The 17829-nt window shown below is 67.3% G+C and carries 21 protein-coding genes; 13 read left to right on the top strand and 8 right to left on the bottom strand.

The window, feature by feature from the left end; all coding sequences use genetic code 11:
- Position 1: 1 nt before the first annotated feature.
- Together ACW171_RS13060 and ACW171_RS13055 are read right to left on the bottom strand one after the other, a co-directional pair.
- A complete protein-coding gene (locus ACW171_RS13060; RefSeq protein ID WP_492093793.1) occupies positions 2–892 on the bottom strand; it encodes an alpha/beta fold hydrolase in 891 nt (296 codons plus the stop codon).
- Positions 893–963: 71 nt separating this feature from the next.
- Entirely contained in the window at positions 964–1449 is a 486-nt protein-coding gene (locus tag ACW171_RS13055) for a Fur family transcriptional regulator (RefSeq protein ID WP_492093792.1), read from the bottom strand.
- 166 nt (positions 1450–1615) lie between these two features.
- On the opposite strand from ACW171_RS13055, the gene ACW171_RS13050 reads away from it, so the two are divergent.
- Complete coding sequence (locus tag ACW171_RS13050; protein WP_492093791.1) at positions 1616–2416, top strand: SapC family protein; 801 nt, start codon at positions 1616–1618, stop codon at positions 2414–2416.
- 91 nt (positions 2417–2507) lie between these two features.
- Here the strand turns inward: ACW171_RS13050 and ACW171_RS13045 are convergent, their stop codons facing one another.
- A complete protein-coding gene (locus tag ACW171_RS13045; protein WP_492093790.1) occupies positions 2508–2915 on the bottom strand; it encodes a MaoC family dehydratase in 408 nt (135 codons plus the stop codon).
- Positions 2916–2932: 17 nt separating this feature from the next.
- A complete protein-coding gene (locus tag ACW171_RS13040) occupies positions 2933–3952 on the bottom strand; it encodes an NADP-dependent oxidoreductase (protein WP_492093789.1) in 1020 nt (339 codons plus the stop codon).
- A 323-nt stretch (positions 3953–4275) separates the two neighbouring features.
- Here ACW171_RS13040 and ACW171_RS13035 point away from each other — a divergent pair, with 323 nt between their 5' ends.
- Positions 4276–4608, top strand: a complete 333-nt coding sequence (locus tag ACW171_RS13035) for a hypothetical protein (protein ID WP_492093788.1) — start codon at positions 4276–4278, stop codon at positions 4606–4608.
- A 79-nt stretch (positions 4609–4687) separates the two neighbouring features.
- Here ACW171_RS13035 and phyR read toward each other — a convergent pair whose 3' ends face one another.
- Positions 4688–5482, bottom strand: a complete 795-nt coding sequence (gene phyR, locus ACW171_RS13030) for an anti-anti sigma factor/receiver protein PhyR (RefSeq protein ID WP_492093787.1) — start codon at positions 5480–5482, stop codon at positions 4688–4690.
- A gap of 233 nt (positions 5483–5715) precedes the next feature.
- On the opposite strand from phyR, the gene nepR reads away from it, so the two are divergent.
- From nepR to ACW171_RS12995, 7 genes are all read left to right on the top strand, one after another.
- The gene (gene nepR, locus ACW171_RS13025; RefSeq protein ID WP_492093786.1) at positions 5716–5919 is read left to right on the top strand and encodes an anti-sigma T factor NepR; all 204 of its coding nucleotides are present in this window, start codon (positions 5716–5718) and stop codon (positions 5917–5919) included.
- Positions 5916–6530, top strand: a complete 615-nt coding sequence (locus ACW171_RS13020) for a sigma-70 family RNA polymerase sigma factor (protein WP_492093785.1) — start codon at positions 5916–5918, stop codon at positions 6528–6530. The genes nepR and ACW171_RS13020 overlap by 4 nt, the downstream gene beginning before the upstream one ends.
- A gap of 2 nt (positions 6531–6532) precedes the next feature.
- Positions 6533–8371 (top strand): sensor histidine kinase PhyK, encoded by a 1839-nt coding sequence (gene phyK, locus ACW171_RS13015; protein ID WP_492093784.1) that lies wholly within the window; start codon positions 6533–6535, stop codon positions 8369–8371.
- 52 nt (positions 8372–8423) lie between these two features.
- On the top strand, positions 8424–8561 hold the full coding sequence (locus tag ACW171_RS13010) for an entericidin A/B family lipoprotein (RefSeq protein WP_492093783.1): 138 nt from the start codon (positions 8424–8426) through the stop codon (positions 8559–8561).
- Between the two features lie 138 nt (positions 8562–8699).
- Complete coding sequence (locus tag ACW171_RS13005; protein WP_492093782.1) at positions 8700–10379, top strand: MFS transporter; 1680 nt, start codon at positions 8700–8702, stop codon at positions 10377–10379.
- Between the two features lie 178 nt (positions 10380–10557).
- Positions 10558–12012 carry an NAD-dependent succinate-semialdehyde dehydrogenase gene (locus tag ACW171_RS13000; RefSeq protein ID WP_492093781.1) on the top strand — a complete coding sequence of 485 codons (1455 nt, stop codon included), beginning with the start codon at positions 10558–10560 and terminating at the stop codon, positions 12010–12012.
- 10 nt (positions 12013–12022) lie between these two features.
- Positions 12023–12256: a hypothetical protein gene (locus ACW171_RS12995; RefSeq protein WP_492093780.1), complete on the top strand. Its 234-nt coding sequence runs from the start codon at positions 12023–12025 to the stop codon at positions 12254–12256.
- Here ACW171_RS12995 and ACW171_RS12990 read toward each other — a convergent pair.
- Positions 12231–12692, bottom strand: a complete 462-nt coding sequence (locus ACW171_RS12990) for a hypothetical protein (RefSeq protein WP_492093779.1) — start codon at positions 12690–12692, stop codon at positions 12231–12233. The two genes, ACW171_RS12995 and ACW171_RS12990, sit on opposite strands and share 26 nt — an antisense overlap.
- 96 nt (positions 12693–12788) lie before the next feature.
- Positions 12789–13265, bottom strand: a complete 477-nt coding sequence (locus ACW171_RS12985; protein ID WP_492093778.1) for an Lrp/AsnC family transcriptional regulator — start codon at positions 13263–13265, stop codon at positions 12789–12791.
- Between the two features lie 148 nt (positions 13266–13413).
- On the opposite strand from ACW171_RS12985, the gene ald reads away from it, so the two are divergent.
- Positions 13414–14532 (top strand): alanine dehydrogenase, encoded by a 1119-nt coding sequence (gene ald / locus ACW171_RS12980; RefSeq protein WP_492093777.1) that lies wholly within the window; start codon positions 13414–13416, stop codon positions 14530–14532.
- Positions 14533–14719: 187 nt separating this feature from the next.
- On the opposite strand, the gene ACW171_RS12975 is transcribed toward ald, so the two are convergent.
- A complete protein-coding gene (locus ACW171_RS12975; protein WP_492093776.1) occupies positions 14720–15493 on the bottom strand; it encodes a hypothetical protein in 774 nt (257 codons plus the stop codon).
- 158 nt (positions 15494–15651) lie between these two features.
- Here ACW171_RS12975 and obgE point away from each other — a divergent pair, with 158 nt between their 5' ends.
- The 3 genes from obgE (at position 15652) to ACW171_RS12960 (ending at position 17703) form a co-directional block, all read left to right on the top strand.
- The gene (gene obgE / locus ACW171_RS12970) at positions 15652–16704 is read left to right on the top strand and encodes a GTPase ObgE (RefSeq protein ID WP_492093775.1); all 1053 of its coding nucleotides are present in this window, start codon (positions 15652–15654) and stop codon (positions 16702–16704) included.
- A gap of 82 nt (positions 16705–16786) precedes the next feature.
- Complete coding sequence (locus ACW171_RS12965; RefSeq protein WP_492093774.1) at positions 16787–16969, top strand: hypothetical protein; 183 nt, start codon at positions 16787–16789, stop codon at positions 16967–16969.
- Positions 16970–17049: 80 nt separating this feature from the next.
- Positions 17050–17703 (top strand): nicotinate-nucleotide adenylyltransferase, encoded by a 654-nt coding sequence (locus ACW171_RS12960; protein WP_492093773.1) that lies wholly within the window; start codon positions 17050–17052, stop codon positions 17701–17703.
- The last annotated feature ends 126 nt before the right edge of the window (positions 17704–17829 follow it).

The following is a 17829-nucleotide window of genomic DNA, read 5'->3' as shown; positions in this document are numbered from 1 at the left end:
GTCAGACGGCGGCGTCGAACAGGGCGTCGCGGGCGATGTCCGGACGCAGCATCGGCAGGAAATGGGTCGCCCCTTCGACGACCTCGACCGTCACCAGCGGCAGGCCGCGCGGCGAGGGATCCACCAGACAGGTCGATCCCTGATCGCCCTTCAGAATCCGAATCGGCCGGCCCGACGTCTTCATCGCCTTCCACGGATCGTGGCCCTGGGATGAATAGTTCGACGCTTCCCAGGCCGGGGGCGAGGCCAGGGCGAATCCGTCTCCGTCCTCGACCAGGCCCGAGGCGAGGTAGTCGATCAGCATGATGTCGGACCAGCCCTTGAACGCGCCTCGACCGCGATAAGCCGCCAGAGCCTGTTCGCGGCTGTCGAAACGGGCGCGGCGGCGCAGTGCCGACTTCACCAGCGGGAAATGGGTCGCGAGGCCGTCGAGCAGAGGCAGGTTGAACGCAGTCGTCATCCAGCGCTTCCAGATGACAGGCTCGAACGCAACGACCTGTGAAACCCTGGCGGGCCGTTCGGCGGTGGCGAGGATGGCGCTGGTGGCTCCCATCGAATGGCCCGAGATCACCACCGGCGGCCCGTCGATCGCGTCCAGCAGGGCGACCAGATCGTCGCGATGATCCTGCCAGCCCCTTCGACCCTGGCTGTTGGTCGGCAGGACGGTCGCCCCGTGGCCGCGCAGATCGGGCGCGAGGATGCGCAGCGAGGAGGCCAGGGGCGCCAGGATCGAGCGGTAGGTCTGGGCGTTGAAACCGTTGGCGTGACAGAAGACCAAGTCGACCGGCCGTTTGGGATCGCCGAAATCGAGAACGGACATCTCGCCCGCGCCCCATCGATTGTCGATCGGCACGGTCATGCGGCGGGGCGGGGTAAGCCGGGCGGCGTCCATGCCACGAACCTAGGGAGCCGGAGGCCCCGACGCCAGCGCTGAAAGGCCGATGCGGTGGGCCGGCGAGCCTTTCAAGCCGCGACGCGGCAGGCCGGACACCGGCCATGACCCTCGATCGTTGTCCGCTCCAGCGCGTAGCCGGCGGCCACGGCGGCCTGGTGCAGGGCCTCGCTCTCCGGCGGAGTGACCTCCTCGGTCGCGCCGCAGCAGTCGCAGATCAGGAAGGCGGCGGCATGGGCGCGGTCGCCGACCGAACAGGCGACATAGGCGCTGATCGACGCGATCCGGTGCGCCATCCCCGTCTTCTCCAGGAACTCCAGGGCGCGATAGACGGTCGGCGGCTTGGCCGCGACACCGTCCGCGCCATAGCGGGCGATCAGGTCGTAGGCCTTCACAGCCTCGCCGGATTGCAGCAGCAGTTCCAGGACCCTGCGGCGCGGCGCGGTCATCCGTTCGCCCTGGTCGACGCAACGCGCCTCGGCCGCGGCGAGGGCGCGATCGATGTCGGCGGCGCTCAGGCCGTCTTCAGGATGGTCGTGATCGCAAGGGGAACCCATGCCCCAGAGCTAAGCCGCCCAGGGCCGTCCCGCAACCTCGGCGGACGGACGGGCCGCGCGTCGGCGTCACCTGGCGGCCCAGTCCTATCGGATGCATCGGTTTGCGGCGGCGGGCCGGTTCCGCTAGAAGGCCCGCCTTTCCGTCATTCCCAGAGCTCTCGCGTCCATGACCGACACAACCGCACCCCAAGACTCCGGCCTGGACGGCAACGTCCTGTTCTACGGCAAGCCGGAGCCGCTCTCGCACGACCTGCACGGCAAGCTGGGCGTCAATCCGGTCGACAAGCCCTATGCCTTCGTCGGCCAGTCGCACGTCGTGCCTCTGACGGTGACCGAGTTCGCCCCGGCGGCCCTGTCCTATCCGGTCGTCTTCCTGGGTGATTCCAAGCAACCCGTGGCCGTGATGGGCCTGCGTCAGTCGGAAAACCTCTACGTCTCGACCAAGGGCGACTTCCGCCCCGAGGCCTATATCCCGGCCTATGTCCGTCGCTATCCGTTCGTCTTCGCCAACGACGCCGAGGGCCAGCGGATGATCCTGTGCATCGACCGAGCCGCGCCGTTCATCGTCGAGGGCGGCCAGTCGCCGCTGTTCACCGACGGCAAGCCCTCGGACTACGTCAATCAGGCGATGGAGTTCTGCAACAACTTCGAACAGGAGCGCCAGCGCACCGAAAGCTTCGTCAAGCTGTTGACGGACCTGGACCTGTTCGACGTGCGCGAGGCCGTCTTCACGCCCCGCAACGAAAAGGGCGAGCCGGGCCAACCCCAGAAGCTGGCCGACTATTTCGCCGTCTCGGAAGACAAGCTGAAGGCCCTGCCGGTCGAGAAGCTGGCCGAGTTGCGCGACAACGGCGCCCTGGGCCAGATCTACGCCCATCTGGTGTCGCTGCTGGGCTGGGACCGCCTGATCGCCCTGGCCTTCCAGCGCGCCCAGGAAACCGGCGAAGTCGTCGTGGGTAACGCCTAAGAGCGAGGCAGTAGGCAGTAGGCAGTAGGAGTTACGCAGTAGGGTTCTTGATGGGCTCGAGGCCCGTGCGACACTGCCTACTGCCTACTGCCTACCTTCTGACGAACACGCCCCGCGTCAGGCAGGAAAAGACCAGCCGGCCGCCTTCGTCGAGCAGGTCGTGCTGGGCGATGACGATGCCCTTGTCGTCGCCCACGGGGTCCTTGCCCATCACCGTCATCCGCCCGCGCAGCAGTTCTCCTGCGGGCGGATTGCGCATGAAGCGCAGGCCGTCGACGGCCAGCAGCTTGGACTGGGCCCAGCCGGCGGCCTTGTCGGTCGCCAGCCGGCTCCACAGCGCATAGACCAGGGCGTCGGGCGCGCCGTAAGACGCGTCCCAGCCCGGCGCGAAATGCTGGACGAACAGTTCGATCGCCGCCTCGTCCACCGCGCAGGCGCCCAGCTGCAGGACCTGACCGGTCTCGAGATCCTCGAAATGGACGTGAAGCGGATCGGCCATGGTCAGTCCTTGTGCGATCAGGCGGGTTCTTCGGACACCCGTACCAGAAGCTTGCCGTCGTGGTCGCCCGTGAACAGTCGATTCAGCGAGGTGACCGCGCCTTCCAGGCCATTGTCGACATGGACCTTCCACTGGACCTTGCCGGACGCCAGCCAGGGCCCGACCTCGGCCACGAACTCCTTGGCGCGCGGCGAATAGTCCATGACGAGGAAGCCCCGCATGGTCATGCGATGGGTGATCAGGCGGCTGAGGTCCGGCGAGGGCGGGCGCTTGGTGGCGTTATAGGCCGAGACCATGCCGCAGACGGCCATGCGGGCGTGGATGTTCAGCCTGTTCCAGACCGCCACCATGATGTCGCCGCCGACGTTCTCGAAGTTCAGGTCGATCCCATTGGGGGCCAGGCGGTCCAGCGCATCGCCGACATCCTCGTTCTTGTAGTCGATGGCGGCGTCGAACCCGAGATCCTCGGTCAGCCAGCGGCATTTGTCCGGCCCGCCGGCGATGCCGATGACGTGGGCGCCCTTCTGCTTGGCGATCTGGCCGGCGATCGAGCCGACGGCGCCGGCGGCGGCAGAGATGACCATGACCTGACCGGGCTCGGGACGCAGGACGTCGGTCACCCCGGCCCAGGCGGTCAGGCCCGTCATGCCCAGCACCGACATATTGGCCGTCAGCGGCATGCCGGGGAACTGATGGACGCGCGACACGCCGCTGTCCGGCACGACCCCATAGTCCGACCAGCCGCCCATGGCCGTGGTGACGAGGTCGCCTTCCTTGAACTTTTCGGACTTCGACTGTTCGATCACGCCCAACGTCAGGCCGCGCATGACGTCGCCCAGACCCACCGGCGGCAGATAGCCGACCGCGTCGTTCATCCAGGTGCGGTTGGTCGGATCGAGCGACAGATAGATGGTGCGGACCAGGACCTCGTTGTCCTTCAGCTCCGGCACGACGTTCTCGACCAGTTCCAGATCGCCGTCCTGGATCAGGCCCTGCGGCCGCTGGCGCAGCACCCATTGGCGGTTCATGAGGGCCATGGTCGTCGTCTCCAGTTGGTTTCTTTTGCAGACCCGCATCATGACGCGCCGGACGGTCAAGGCGCAAAGAAAAAAGCCGGCCCCTGAGGGACCGGCTTGAAGTGGCATCATCGAGAATGAGGCGCGGGGGCGGCAGGACCAGCTGTGGCCGGTCCAAGTCGGGGGGGCGTCGCCGCCTCCGCAGACTGAGAACGGCGTCATCCGATAAGCGTTCCCCGGTTCGGCGAAATCATGCGCTTTTTCTCGCCGAGGGGGCGGGGACGGAACAGCCACGCTGGACGAAGCGTTGTCGGACCAGATGTTTTCATAGTCGGAAGGCCCCCATGACCCACCACGATCCCCACTCAGAAGCCGCCGACGCCGTGCACGAAGGCCGCCCGGTCGATGCCCAGTATGTGCGCGGTGCCCGGCCCGGCAAACGCATCCTTGTGCTGCTGATCGTATCGGCAGGCGCAGCCGCGATCCTGCTGCTGGGCATGTGGTTCCTGTCGAACGGCGGCTTCGAATCCCAGAACGCCAATGTCGGCAATCAGGCCGTTGACGCCGCCGCATTCGACAACTCCGGGCCGCCCGCGTCGGACGCGCCCACCAATTCGACGGGCGAGCCCGCGCCAGTCCCCGCCGGAACGACCCCGAACGTCAATCCGCCCGCCTGACCCGGACGGCTGAAACGGAAAGCCCCGCCGGATCGCTCCGGCGGGGCTTTTTGTTGGCCGTCGAAGACGCCGCCTGGGATCAGGCGGCTTCCTTCTGGCGGGTCGGGTGGAAGAACAAGGCCTGCGAGATCGCCGCCTTCACCGTCTCCGGCTGGAAGGGCTTGGTGATCAGGAACGTCGGCTCCGGGCGCTCGCCGGTCAGCAGGCGCTCGGGGAAGGCGGTGATGAAGATCACCGGCACGTCGAACTTCTTGAGGATGTCCTTGACCGCGTCGATGCCCGACGAGCCGTCGGCCAGCTGGATATCGGCCAGAACCAGACCCGGACGGTGACGGGCGACCGCATCCACGGCCTCGTCATGCGTGGTCGCCGTGGCGGTGACGTTGTGGCCCAGTTCCTTCACCAGGCTTTCGATATCGGCCGAGATGATGGCCTCGTCCTCGATGATCAGGACGTCGGTCGCCAGTTCGGCGTCGATCTCGGCCTGGGCGTCGCCGATCAGGCGTTCGACCGAATGGGCGTCGGCCGACAGGATCTGCGCCGCTTCCGAAGGGGTGAAGCCCTCCAGCGCGGTCAGCAGGAAGGCCTGGCGCGAACGCGGGGCGATCTTCATCAGGCGGCTCGACGCGTCGGTCTGGGCCTCGATGCCGCTGGCGTCCTCAAGCTGGGCTCCGGTCGTGGACCAGATGGTGTGGAAGACGTGATACAGGGCCACGCGGGGCGTCATGTCGGGGGACAGTTGGCGTTCGCCGGCGGCCAGGGCCTCCAGCGCGACGCGGACGTAGTTGTCGCCCGTCGCCTGGTCCCCGGTCAGCGCCCGCGCGTAACGACGGACATAGGGCAGGTGCGGCGCGAGTCTGGCCAATAGGCTCATCTTGGTATTCCCCGACAAATCGACGTGGCTGCTCCTTTGAATGGAGCGGCTTCGCAGGCTGAACGTAGCACTATGGCCACGGTTCCATAGGTCTACTATTTAGCTTCACCATAAAATGGACGGGTCGTGGAACCCCCGTGGGTGGACGACGTTGACCGGCTGAACAACGAGCCCGGCCAGTAAAAGCCGGCGCGTTCGCGTGAATGAGATCAACGATTGGCGGCGCAAACTTAATGATCGATTCCTCGGACTCCGGGCGTAAGTCCAAACCCGCCGGCGGCGAGCCGCCGCTGGAAGAAGCCCGCCTGCGCCAGCAGGCCATCGGCGTGAAACTGCGCCACATGTTCGACGAGGTCGTGAACGAGCCCGTTCCGGACGAGTTCCTCGACATCCTGCGCCGGGCCGACCAGCGCAAGACCGACGAGAACAAGGCGTGAGCGGCGCCCGTTCGACCGCGCCCAAGCCGCCCTCCGCCGATGACGAAGGCTTCAAGCGCGAACTGGTCCAGCTGATTCCGCATCTGCGCGCCTTCGCCCGCACCCTGACGGGCGACCCGACCGCCGCCGACGATCTGGCGCAGGACGCCATGATGAAGGCCTGGGACGCGCGCGCCTCCTATCAGATGGGCACCAACATGAAGGCCTGGACCTTCATGATCCTGCGCAACCAGTTCTATTCCGAGAAGCGCCGCTCGTGGCGGTCGTCGCAGCTGGATCAAGAAGCCGCCGAGCGGACCCTGGTCGCCGTCGACGATCCCGAGGCACCCGTCGCCCTGGACGAACTGCGTCAGGCACTCAACACCCTGCCCGAGGAACAGCGCGAAGCCCTGATCCTGGTCGGGGCGGGCGGATTCGCCTACGAAGAAGCCGCCGAAATCTGCCAGTGCGCGGTCGGCACGGTGAAGAGCCGCGTCAGCCGGGCCCGCAAGGCGCTTCAGGCCACGCTGGAACGGGGCGGCTACAGCCGTGACGGACGGGCCGCAGGGGACGCCATGCGCTCCATCCTCGCCGACGCGGACCGCCTGAGCGGCGCGCGACAACAAGGCTGATCATGGAGTCCGCAGGCCCCGCGCGGGGCCGCATCACCCGGCGCGCAGCCTCATCCTTGGGCCGGTTCTGGGCGCGCAGCGTCTCCGCGCCCCGCGTCCAGGGCATCCGCTTCCGGCTGGGCCTGGCCATGGCCATCGCCCTGCTGCCGATCCTGCTGCTCGGCGCCTTCCAGGCCCAGGCCGAGTTCCGGGATCAGGCCGAGGACCGCCGCGCCGACCTGCAGTTCGCCGCCGAGCGCACGGCCCAGGCCGCCAAGGCCCGGCTGGATTCCGCCAGCATCCTGCTCAGCGCCCTGGCGCCCGAGGCCTCCGGCCCGATCTGCGGCCCGCGTCTGGCCTCGCTGGTGCAGCGACTGGAAGGCTATGACGCCCTCTACCGGATCGGTTCGGGTGGACAGACGGTCTGCGATTCCCGACCCGCCCCCCTGGTCGAGGGCGGTCCCACCTTTGCCGACCGTCCCTGGTTCCAGCGGCTCAGGAACGGCGAGGATGTCGCCCTGGCCCGCGCCTCCCCGCAAGTGACCGGCGAGCCCGCCCTGGTGATCGGCGCCCGCTGGGAACGGCCGCGCGGCGTGTTCGCCGGCGCCATGGCGGCGATCCTGCCGCTGTCGGAACTCCAGCCCGACGTCACGGACCCGTCATTGCCCGAGGACGCCGAGGCGGCCCTGACCGACGCCGAAGGCCGCGTCCTGGTCTCGACCGACATCCGCGCCTTCACCTTCCCGGAAGGCCCCGGCCTGCTAGGCTGGGTCGAGCGGGCGCGTCAGGGACAGTCGGCCGTGTTCGAGGCCGATGACGCGACAGGCGAGCACCGCGACTATGCCGGCGCCGCCCTGGCCGGACGTGATGTCTATGTCGTGGTCTCGGCGCCGTCGCCCGGACTGCTGTCCTGGGCGCGGATCAATCCCATCGGCGTCCTGCTGCTGCCGCTCGCCGCCTGGGTCACCGCCTTCGCAGCCGTCATGCTGGTGTCGGAGCGGATCGTCGTGCGCTGGCTCGACTATCTGGAGCGGATCGCCGCCCTCTATGCGCGCGGTCGCTACTCCGTCCGTCCCGTCCAGGCCGCCCACGCCCCCGCCGAAATCCGCCTGCTGGCCCAGACGCTCGACGAGCTGGCCGAGGCCATCGCCGCCCGCGACAAGTCCCTGAACGAAAGCCTGTCGGAGAAGGACGCGCTGATGCGCGAGATCCATCACCGGGTGAAGAACAATCTGCAGATCATCTCGTCCCTGCTGTCGATGCAGCAGAGGGCCTTGAAGGACGAGCCCGCCAAGGCCGCCCTGGGCGACACGCGTCAGCGCATCTCGGCCCTCGCCCTGATCTATCGCACCCTCTACCAGTCCGACGACATTCGCCACGCCGATGCCCGCGAGTTCCTGACCGAACTGGTGGGCCAGATGGTGGCCTCGGAATCCGGGCGCGGCTACGCCGTCACCTCCTCGATCGACGCCGACAGCCTGGTGGTCGATCCGGACAAGCTGGCGCCCCTGGCCCTGTGGCTGGTCGAGGCCATCACCAACGCTCAGAAACACGCCTTCGCCGGACGAGGCGGCGCCTTGCAGGTTCGCTTCCGCGTCGATGGCGACACGAGCACACTGGAAGTTCAGGACGACGGCCCCGGCTCGACCGACGCCGAAGTCGGCGGCGTGGGCCGAACCCTGATGGGTGCCTTCGCCAAGCAACTGCGCGGCTCCGCCGAGCTGGTCGCCGCGCCCGGCGGCGGCACGATCGCCCGCATGGTCTTCGCGACGCCCGAGGCTGTCGCCCCCATCAATCCCGACGATCTGAAACCCAGTGACGAGAAGGTCCGCCCGGGAACCCTGAGCCGCTCGTCGCGTTGATCTGAAAGACGGCGACGCTTGCCCGTCGCCCCAAGATTTTCAGGAGTTTCCCATGCGCAAGATTTTCGTTCTGATCGCCGCCACCGCCGCCCTCACCACGGCCGCCTGCAACACCATTTCGGGCGTGGGTCGTGACACCTCGGCCGCCGGCAACGCCGTCACCGGTGCCGCAGAAGAAGCCAAGAACTAAGGCCTCATCGCCTTCGATCCCGATGTGAGCCCCGCCGGCCCGCCGGCGGGGCTTTCGCTTGTCTGCTTGCCCTCCGCGACGACACGGTTAGGCTGAGATCGAGGTGTCCGCAGACGACGCCCGCATCAGGGAATGACCATGACCGACGCGACCGCCGAACACGACGACAAGGGTCCCAGCGGTGGGGGCCCGGGCCTCAACACCGTCGTCGGGGCCTCGGCCGCCGGCACCGCGTTCGAGTGGTACGACTTCTTCATCTTCGGCTCGCTCGCGACCATCATCGCGCGGCATTTCTACGCCGACGTGGGCGAGGCGACCGCCTACATCCTGGCCCTTCTGACCTTCGGTGTCGGCTTCGTGGTGCGGCCGCTCGGCGCATTGGCCTTCGGCTGGTTCGGCGATCGGACCGGGCGCAAGACGACCTTCCTGGTGACCATCACCCTGATGGGCGTGGCAACTGTCGCCATCGGCCTGTTGCCCGACTATTCCCAGGCCGGGATCATCGCCCCGATCCTGCTGATCCTGATGCGCATCATTCAGGGTTTCGCCCTGGGCGGCGAATATGGCGGCGCGGCCATCTACGTCGCCGAACACGCCCCGCCCAAGAAGCGCGGCCTGCTGACCAGCTACATCAACACCACCGCCGCCCTGGGCCTGATCGGCGCGCTGGTCGTCATTCTGGCCACCCGCGCCATCGTCGGGACCGAGGCTTTCGACGACTGGGGCTGGCGTATCCCGTTCTGGCTCTCGGCCCTGCTGCTGGGCATCTCGCTGTGGATCCGCGTGCGTCTTCACGAAAGCCCCGCCTTCGTGAAGATGGCGGCGGAGAGCAAGGTCCGTCAGGCGCCCTTCAAGGAAAGCTTCCTGACCTGGAAGAACGGCCGCTCCGTCCTGATCGCCCTGGTCGGCATCATGTTCGCCCAAGGTGCCGTCTGGTACTGCGGCTATTTCTACACCCGGTTCTTCATGGAGCGGGTGCTGAAGGTCGAGGTCTCGACCGTCGACGGCCTGATCCTGGCGGTCACGGTGGCTTCCGCCTTCCTCTATGTCTTCTTCGGCTGGCTGTCGGACCGCATCGGACGGAAACCCGTGATGATCGGCGGCATGGTCCTGTTCCTGCTGGCCGTCTTCCCCGGCTTCCACGCCCTGACCCAGGCGGCCAATCCGGCCCTGGCCCAAGCCCAGGCCTCGGCGCCCGTCACCGTCATCGCCGATCCCGCCACCTGCGCGGTCCAGTTCGATCCGGTCGGCAAGACCGCCTTCGCCTCGTCCTGCGACCTCGCCAAGAACGTCCTGTCGAACGCGGGCGTCAGCTACGACAACCTCGCCGCCGAGCCCGGTTCGCTCGCCGCCGTCCGCATCGGCACGGTCGAGATCGCCTCTGTCGAGGGTGCGGGCCTCGACGCCGCCGCACTCAAGGCCGCTCGCACCGACGTCGAGACGCGCGTCAAGTCCGCTCTCGTCGAGGCGGGCTACCCGACTGTCGCCGATCCGGAGCGGACCAACCTGTTCGCCGTGTTCGGCATCCTGATGATCTTCATGGTCGCCGCCACCGCCGTCTACGGCCCGCAGGCGGCGGCCCTGGTCGAGCTGTTTCCGACGCGGGTGCGCTATACGGCCATGAGCCTGCCCTACAACATCGGCACCGGCTGGGTCGGAGGGTTGCTTCCCGCCGCCAGCTTCGCCCTCGTGGCCTGGTCGGGGAACATCTATTTCGGCCTCTGGTATTCGGTGGCGTTCACGGCCGTGGCCGCCTTGGTCGCGTTGCTGTTCCTGCCGGAGACCAAGGGTCGCGATCTGCATACGATCGGCGACTGAGGCGTTAGCGACTTCTCCCTCTCCCTGCGGGGAGGGAGGCTGAGCCGAAGGCGAAGTCGGGTGGGGGCGGCAAGGCAAAAACGCACCTATATGTCGTCTCCCATCGCCTTGCCCTCCCCACCCGGTCGCTGCGCGACCACCCTCCCCCGCAGGGGGAGGGAGACGTTCGAGGATCGCCATGAACACCGCCGCCCGTAACGCCGGACTGAAGCTCCTGCGCGAGCACGCCTTCATCGCCGGGGAAGCCGTCCCCGCCGGCGCGAACGGCATCGCCGTCGACGACCCGGCCACGGGCGAGATCATCGGCCATATCCCCGACCTCGGCGTCGCCGAGACGGAAGCAGCGATCCAGGCCGCCCACGACGCCTTCCCCGACTGGTCGCGGTCCGACCCACACAAACGGGCGGCCTTCCTGCGCGAATGGGCCCGGTTGATCGACGAGAACGTCGAGGGCCTCGGCGCCCTGATGGCCCTCGAAAACGGCAAGCCGTTCGAGGAGGCCAAGGGCGAGGTGACCTATGCCAACGGCTTCATCAAATGGTTCGCGGGCGAGGCCGAACGGCTGATCGGCGAGACCCAGGACAGCCCACTTGGTCACGTGATCCTGACCTTCCGCGAGGCGGTCGGCCCCTGCGCCCTGATCACCCCGTGGAACTTCCCGGCCGCCATGCTGACGAGGAAGCTCGGCCCGGCCTTCGCCGCCGGCTGCACCGCCGTGGTCAAGCCGGCCAGCCAGACCCCCTTCACCGCCATCGCCCTGGCCGAGCTCGCCTATCAAGCCGGTCTGCCCAAGGGGGCACTCAGCGTCATCACCGGCGATGCGGCGACCATCGGCGGCGTCCTGACCGCCTCGCCCATGATCCGCAAACTGTCCTTCACCGGCTCGACCCCCGTGGGTCGCAAGCTGGCCGAGCAGTCCGCCCCGACCTTGAAACGGGTGTCGATGGAGTTGGGCGGCGCCGCTCCCCTGATGGTGTTCGAGGACGCCGATCTCGACCTCGCCGTGTCCGAGACCATCAAGGGCAAGTTCCGCAACTCGGGCCAGACCTGCGTCTGTCCCAACCGCGTCTATGTCCAGGCCTCGGTCGCCGAAGCCTATGCGGCCAAGCTCGCCGCCGAGGTCGCGAAAATCCCCGTCGGCGCGGCCTTCGAGGACGGCGTCAAGGTTGGCCCCCTGATCGAGGGCAAGGCCATCGACAAGGTCGAGGATCACCTGAAGCGGGTCCAGGCCTCGGGCGGCAGGGTTCTGACCGGAGGCGCGCGCCATGAACTCGGCGGCCGTTTCTTCCAGCCCACCGTGACCCTCGGCGGCGACGACGAACTGTTCCGCCACGAGGAGACCTTCGGCCCCCTGATCCCCGTCTTCCCGTTCGACACCGAGGAAGAGGCCCTGACCAAGGCGAACGACTCAGAGTTCGGCCTCGCCTCCTACCTGTTCACCCGTGATCTCGACCGCGCCATGCGCATCGGCCGTCATATCGAGGCCGGCATGATCGGCATCAACACCGGCCTGATCTCCACCGCCGTCGCCCCATTCGGCGGGGTCAAGCAGTCCGGCTACGGCCGCGAAGGCTCGATCCACGGCATCGAGGAATATGTCGACATCAAACAGGTGACGCTGGCGCTGAAGTAGGGGCGCTGAAGTGAAACTCAGCCGCCTCAAGCCGCTGGTCTGGCCGCTCGCCCTGCTGATCGCGGGCGGCCTGACGGCCCTGCTGGCCGATGCGACGGCGCGGTCGGTCGAGACGGTCACCCTCTACGGGTTGATCAAGCTGGTCAGCGATCTGGTGCTTCTGATCGCGGTCGTATGGCTGGTCGGCGTCCTGTTCCGCGTCGTCAGGCCGGGGAAGGCTAGACCTTCTTCAGGTCAGCGATGAAAGCTTGAACCTGATCGTTCATGAGTTCGTTGCCTGTCCACCAGAAGCGGCTCAACGCTTCCTGATTGAGCGCAACCCACTCCATCACGAGCGGAGCAGTTCTCGTAAAGGTCTTCGCGTCGAACTCGTCTGACCGCCCGACGACCCGCGGCTCCGATGCGATCGTTACCGAGAAGCTGGGCTGGTGGCGGCCCGGCTTGACGAAATACTTCACCCTCGGTCCGTGCTTGCCCATGATCGTGGAGATCATGATCACGCCCGGAACACCCGTCTCGCTCTCCCCGAGGTTGGCCATGTCGAAGATGTCCTCGTCGTCGAGCCCATTGATCTCTTCGTCGAGCGTGGGCTCGCGATCGATCCAGACGGCGAGGTTGTCGCTAACTCCCATGGCGCGGATAAACGCGCGCTCAGGACTGTGAGTCAAGACGAGACACAATCATAGAGAGAATTGTCGACCGGTAGGGTTCGTTTCTCAGGGCCGGGGAGAGACGTACACGCCAAGGTTGCTAGCCAGGCGTGGGGTATAAGTCAGTCAAACCGGCAAGGCCCCGCGCTTGACCACAGTCCGCATCGCCACGCTCGACGACACCCGCGTCACGCCAGGGATGGTCGTCAGCGCCTTGGCGTGGACACGCTCCAGATCGTCCACGTCCCGCACCACCAGACGCAACAGATAGTCCGATCCACCGGTCATCAGATAGCATTCGACCACCTCCGGCACGCCGGTGATCGCCGTCTCGAAGGCGGTCAGGGCGCTCTCGGCCTGGGACGACAGGGTGACCGTCACGAACACGCTGATCGGCAGGCCGACCGCCCGTTCGTTGATGACGGCGGCGTAGCGGCTGATCACCCCCGCCCCCTCCAGCGCCCGCAGGCGACGCAGGCAGGCGCTTTCGGACAGCGCCACCGCCTTGGCCAGATCGGTGTTGGTCATCCGCCCGTCCGCCTGCAGCGCACGGAGCATCTTTCTGTCGGTCGCATCCAAGGCGACGGCGGAAACAGTCTTCATGGCGACATCCAACGCAAGTTTCTGCGACTTTACGCCGATCACCTGCTGAAAAGAACAGGAACCTGCACGGGCGTCGTCGCTAGAAGATGCAGCCATCGCCCGCGCCGCCCGTTGGCCTCGCGGGGCTCGTCTGAACCGGAGAGATCTGATGCGCGTCGGCGTTCCCAAGGAAATCAAGAAGAACGAACACCGGGTCGGCCTGACCCCCACGGCGGTGCGCGAATACGTCGCCCACGGCCATACGGTCAGCGTCCAGACGGGCGCAGGCCTCGGCGCCGGCTTCACCGACGACGACTACACCCGCGCGGGCGCCGAAATCGTCGCCGACGCCCCGACCATCTTCGCCAACGCCGACATGATCGTGAAGGTGAAGGAGCCGCAAGAAGTCGAGTGGAAGATGCTGCGAGAGGACCAGATCCTCTACACCTACCTGCACCTGGCCCCCGATCCCGAGCAGACCAAGGGCCTGCTGGCCTCCAAATGCGCCGCCATCGCCTATGAGACCGTCACCGACGCACGCGGGGGCCTGCCGCTGCTGGCGCCGATGTCCGAGGTCGCCGGCCGGATCGCCGTCTTCTCGGCCGCCGAGACCCTGCTCAAGCACAACGGCGGCATGGGCCTGCTGTTCTGCGGCGTGCCCGGCGTGGCTCCGGCCCGCGTGCTGGTGCTGGGCGGCGGGGTCGTCGGCCTGAACGCGGCCCGCATGGCCATGGGCCTGGGCGCAGAGGTCGTGGTGCTCGAACGCTCGATCCCGCGCATGGCCTATATCGACGAAGTCACCAACGGCCGCGTCATCACCCGCTATTCCTCGATCGGCGCGATCGAGGAAGAGATCGTCAAGGCCGATGTGGTCATCGGCGCCGTCCTGGTCCCGGGCGCCGAGGCGCCCAAGCTGGTCAAGAAGTCCCACCTGTCGAAGATGAAGCCCGGCTCGGTCCTGGTCGACGTCGCCATTGACCAGGGCGGCTGTTTCGAGACCAGCCACGCCACGACCCACGAGGACCCGACCTACACCGTCGACGGCGTCGTCCACTACTGCGTCGCCAACATGCCCGGCGCCGCGCCGCGTACCTCGTCCGAAGCCCTGAACAACGCCACGCTTCCGTTCGGCCTGGCCCTGGCCGACCACGGTCTGGAAGCGCTGAAGAAGGACCCGCATCTGGCGCGCGGCCTCAACGTCCTGAAGGGCGAGATCACCTATCCGGCCGTCGCGGAAGCCATGGGCCTGAGCTGGAGCGATCCCTTCGGCGTCTGGGCGAAGGGCTGAGGTTTCTATCCCTCTCCCGGCGGGAGAGGGATTGAGCGCCTGAGAGCCATCAGGCGATCAGACTTGCGCGAAAGGGCGAGGGGTTGGCGCTGACCGGTGAGAGCTGCCCCCCACCCTTTCGGCCACGCCGCATCGCTCCGCTCTGCGAGCCTCAAGCCCTCTCCCGCCGGGAGAGGGTTTTTTGATTTCAGGCCGTCACGGCCCTCGGTGCATCCGAAATCTCCGGCGTCCCCGTCGGTGCAAAGTCGATGGCCCTCTCCAGCTCGGCCATGGCCTCGTTGGCGACCTTCCAGTCGTCCTTGTCCGGCGATTTCAGATGGGCCCAGTCGGCCTTGATCTTGTCCCGGACTTTTTTCAACTCGCCGAGCGCCAGCTTCACCTGCATGAAGAAACCTCTGTCGGCGTTGGCCGCATTCTCGACGGCTTCCGCCCGGTCGGCCTTTTCGTCGCGAGTGTCGGCGACCGCGAAGGCGGCGGCATAGGCGGCCTGCGCTCGCTTCACCTCGGCATCGACCTTCGCCGTCTCGGCGGTCGGAGCCTCGGCGTCGTCGACGTCTTTCGGTTCCGCCGGCAGGGCCTCAAGCGCGCCGTCGGAGGCCTCGCGCGCGTCCTTCGAACCCCGACGCATCATGGCCAGTTCACCCTCGGTGGGGTTCTTGCCCCCGGCCTCGACGAAGTCCTCGACCGCCGCTTTCAGCTCTTTCGCCATCTCGACGGTCATCTTCAGCGCCGCCTTGGGATCGATCCTGACCATCAGCATCAGGGCGTCGCGGCGCTCGCGGACGGCCTGGACCCTCTTGGCCGCCATCTCCTTCTTCATCGACTTCTGCGCGTCGCGCATCTCCGAGAGGGACGGCAGGCCGAAGCCCGGCGACGTCTCCTCGGCGGACGCGGACTTGCCCTGCAAAGGGGTGCGCCAGAACGGCAGGGGCTGGGGCGAGGCGGTCGTCAGCGAGATCATTCTGATCTCTCCATGGATGTTCGGATCCACCCTGCCCCGGGTCCGCTTTCGATCCGCTTAAGCGGCCTGCCTGTAAATCGCCGCTCTCTTGGGCTATAGGCCCGGCGCTCAAGTCCCGCGCGACCGCGTCGCGAGCCGTAGCGCCCCTAAGAAATCCTATGAAATTCCTCGACCAGGCCAAGATCTACATCCGTTCCGGCAACGGCGGCGCGGGCTCCGTCTCGTTCCGGCGCGAGAAATTCATCCCGAACGGCGGGCCGGACGGCGGCGACGGCGGGCACGGCGGCAATGTCTGGGTCGAGGCGGTCGAGGGGCTGAACACCCTGATCGACTACCGCTACCAGCAGCATTTCAAGGCCGCGACCGGGACCCACGGCATGGGCCGCCAGATGCACGGCGGCAAGGGCGAGGACGTGGTGCTGAAGGTCCCCGTCGGCACCCAGGTGCTGGACGAAGACAAGGAAACGGTCGTCCTCGACATGGTCGAGGTCGGTCAGCGCGAACTGCTGCTTTCGGGCGGCAACGGCGGCTGGGGCAATGTCCGCTTCAAGGGGCCTCAGAACCAGGCGCCTCGCCACGCCAACCCCGGCCAGGACGGTCAGGAGCGCTGGATCTGGCTGCGGCTGAAACTGATCGCCGACATCGGCCTGGCGGGCCTGCCCAATGCCGGCAAATCGACCTTCCTCGCCGCCGCCTCGGCTGCGCGGCCCAAGATCGCCGACTATCCCTTCACGACGCTCGCGCCCAACCTCGGCATGGTCGACCTCAGTCCCGGGGAACGTTTCGTCATCGCCGACATCCCCGGCCTGATCGAAGGCGCATCGGAGGGTGCCGGTCTCGGCACGCGCTTCCTGGGCCATGTCGAGCGTTCGGCCTCCCTGATCCACCTGATCGACGGGACCCAGGACGACGTCGTCGAAGCCTATCGCATCATCAGGGGCGAACTCGACGCCTATGGCGAAGGCCTGGGCGACAAGCAGGAAATCCTGGCGCTGAACAAGATCGATGCCCTGACGCCCGAGGCGCGCGAGGAGAAGGCCGCCGAACTGGAGGCCGTCGCCGGTCGTCGCCCGATGCTGGTTTCCGGCGTTTCCGGCGAGGGCGTGCCCGAACTGCTCCGCGCCGCCTGGGCCGAGGTCAGGAAGACGCGCGGCGAGATCGACGAAGAGGGCGACGAAATCGAAACCTTCGCCGACGGCTGGGTGCCTTAGTTCTCTTTCCCTCCCCCTCGGGGGGAGGGAGACGGAACCCCGTCCGATTTCGCTCGCTGATCTTGAAACTCAGGATGCAGCCATGACCGATCGTGACCAGACCGAAGGCCGGGAGAAGAACGGCGCCGCGCCCGGCGGCAAACCTGATCAATCGACCTCCACCGACGAGGTGAAGAAAACCGGCGAACGCGGGAGGACATCGGCGGGTCCCGACGGCCCGGACGCCTCCGAGGTGGGAGAGACGTTCAAGAAGACCGGCGGCTGACAGGCGACAAGCCGTCCACGGACGTGTTAGCTGCGGCTTCGTTTGCTCAACCGTGAGCATAAGTCCGAGCGCGCCCCGCCTTGTCCTTCTTCCACGCCGGTCCCGCGCCCAAGGCGAGCGGCCCCCGTTCCGGGGCGCTGAGGGACGGCCTCGGCCTGGCTGCGGGCATGAAGGTCGGACTGTTCGGAGGCTCCTTCAATCCGGCGCACGACGGGCATGCCCACGTCGCCGAGACCGCCGTGCAGCGGCTGGATCTGGACCGCGTCGTCTGGCTGGTCTCGCCCCAGAACCCGCTCAAGGACAGCCTCCAGACCGCGCCCCTGGCCGAGCGCATGGCCTCGGCCGGGACCCTTGCCAGGGGGCCGCACATGGTCGTCTCGGACTTCGAGACCCGCATCGGCACGACATGGACCGTCGACACCCTCCGCGCCCTGAAGCGGCGGCATCCAGGAGTTCATTTCGTCTGGCTGATGGGGTCGGACAATCTGGAGAGTTTTCACCGCTGGCGCGGCTGGACGGACATCATGCGGATGATGCCGGTCGCCGTCATCGCCCGACCGGGAAGCCTGCTGGAAAGCCGCGCCGCGCCGGCCGCCCGCCGCTTTTCCGGCTATCGGGTCTCGTCAAACGAAGCACGTCTGTTGCCGACCATGGCGGCCCCGGCCTGGACCTATCTGACGGCCCCGCTGAACCCGAGTTCGTCGACCGCGATTCGCGCCCAGAAAAGGCCTTGAGGCCGCAAGTCGACCTTTCGGCCTATCCATGGTAGAGGACGTCTTTAGTGAACCCTCCCGGAGCCCTCCGCTGACCCCCTCGCCCGCGCACGACGCGCAAGACGTCCCCATCAAAGAGAGCGCCGT

The sequence above is a fragment of the Brevundimonas sp. FV1ye28 genome, assembly GCF_058681135.1.
This window is presented reverse-complemented; position numbering and strand designations above follow the sequence as displayed.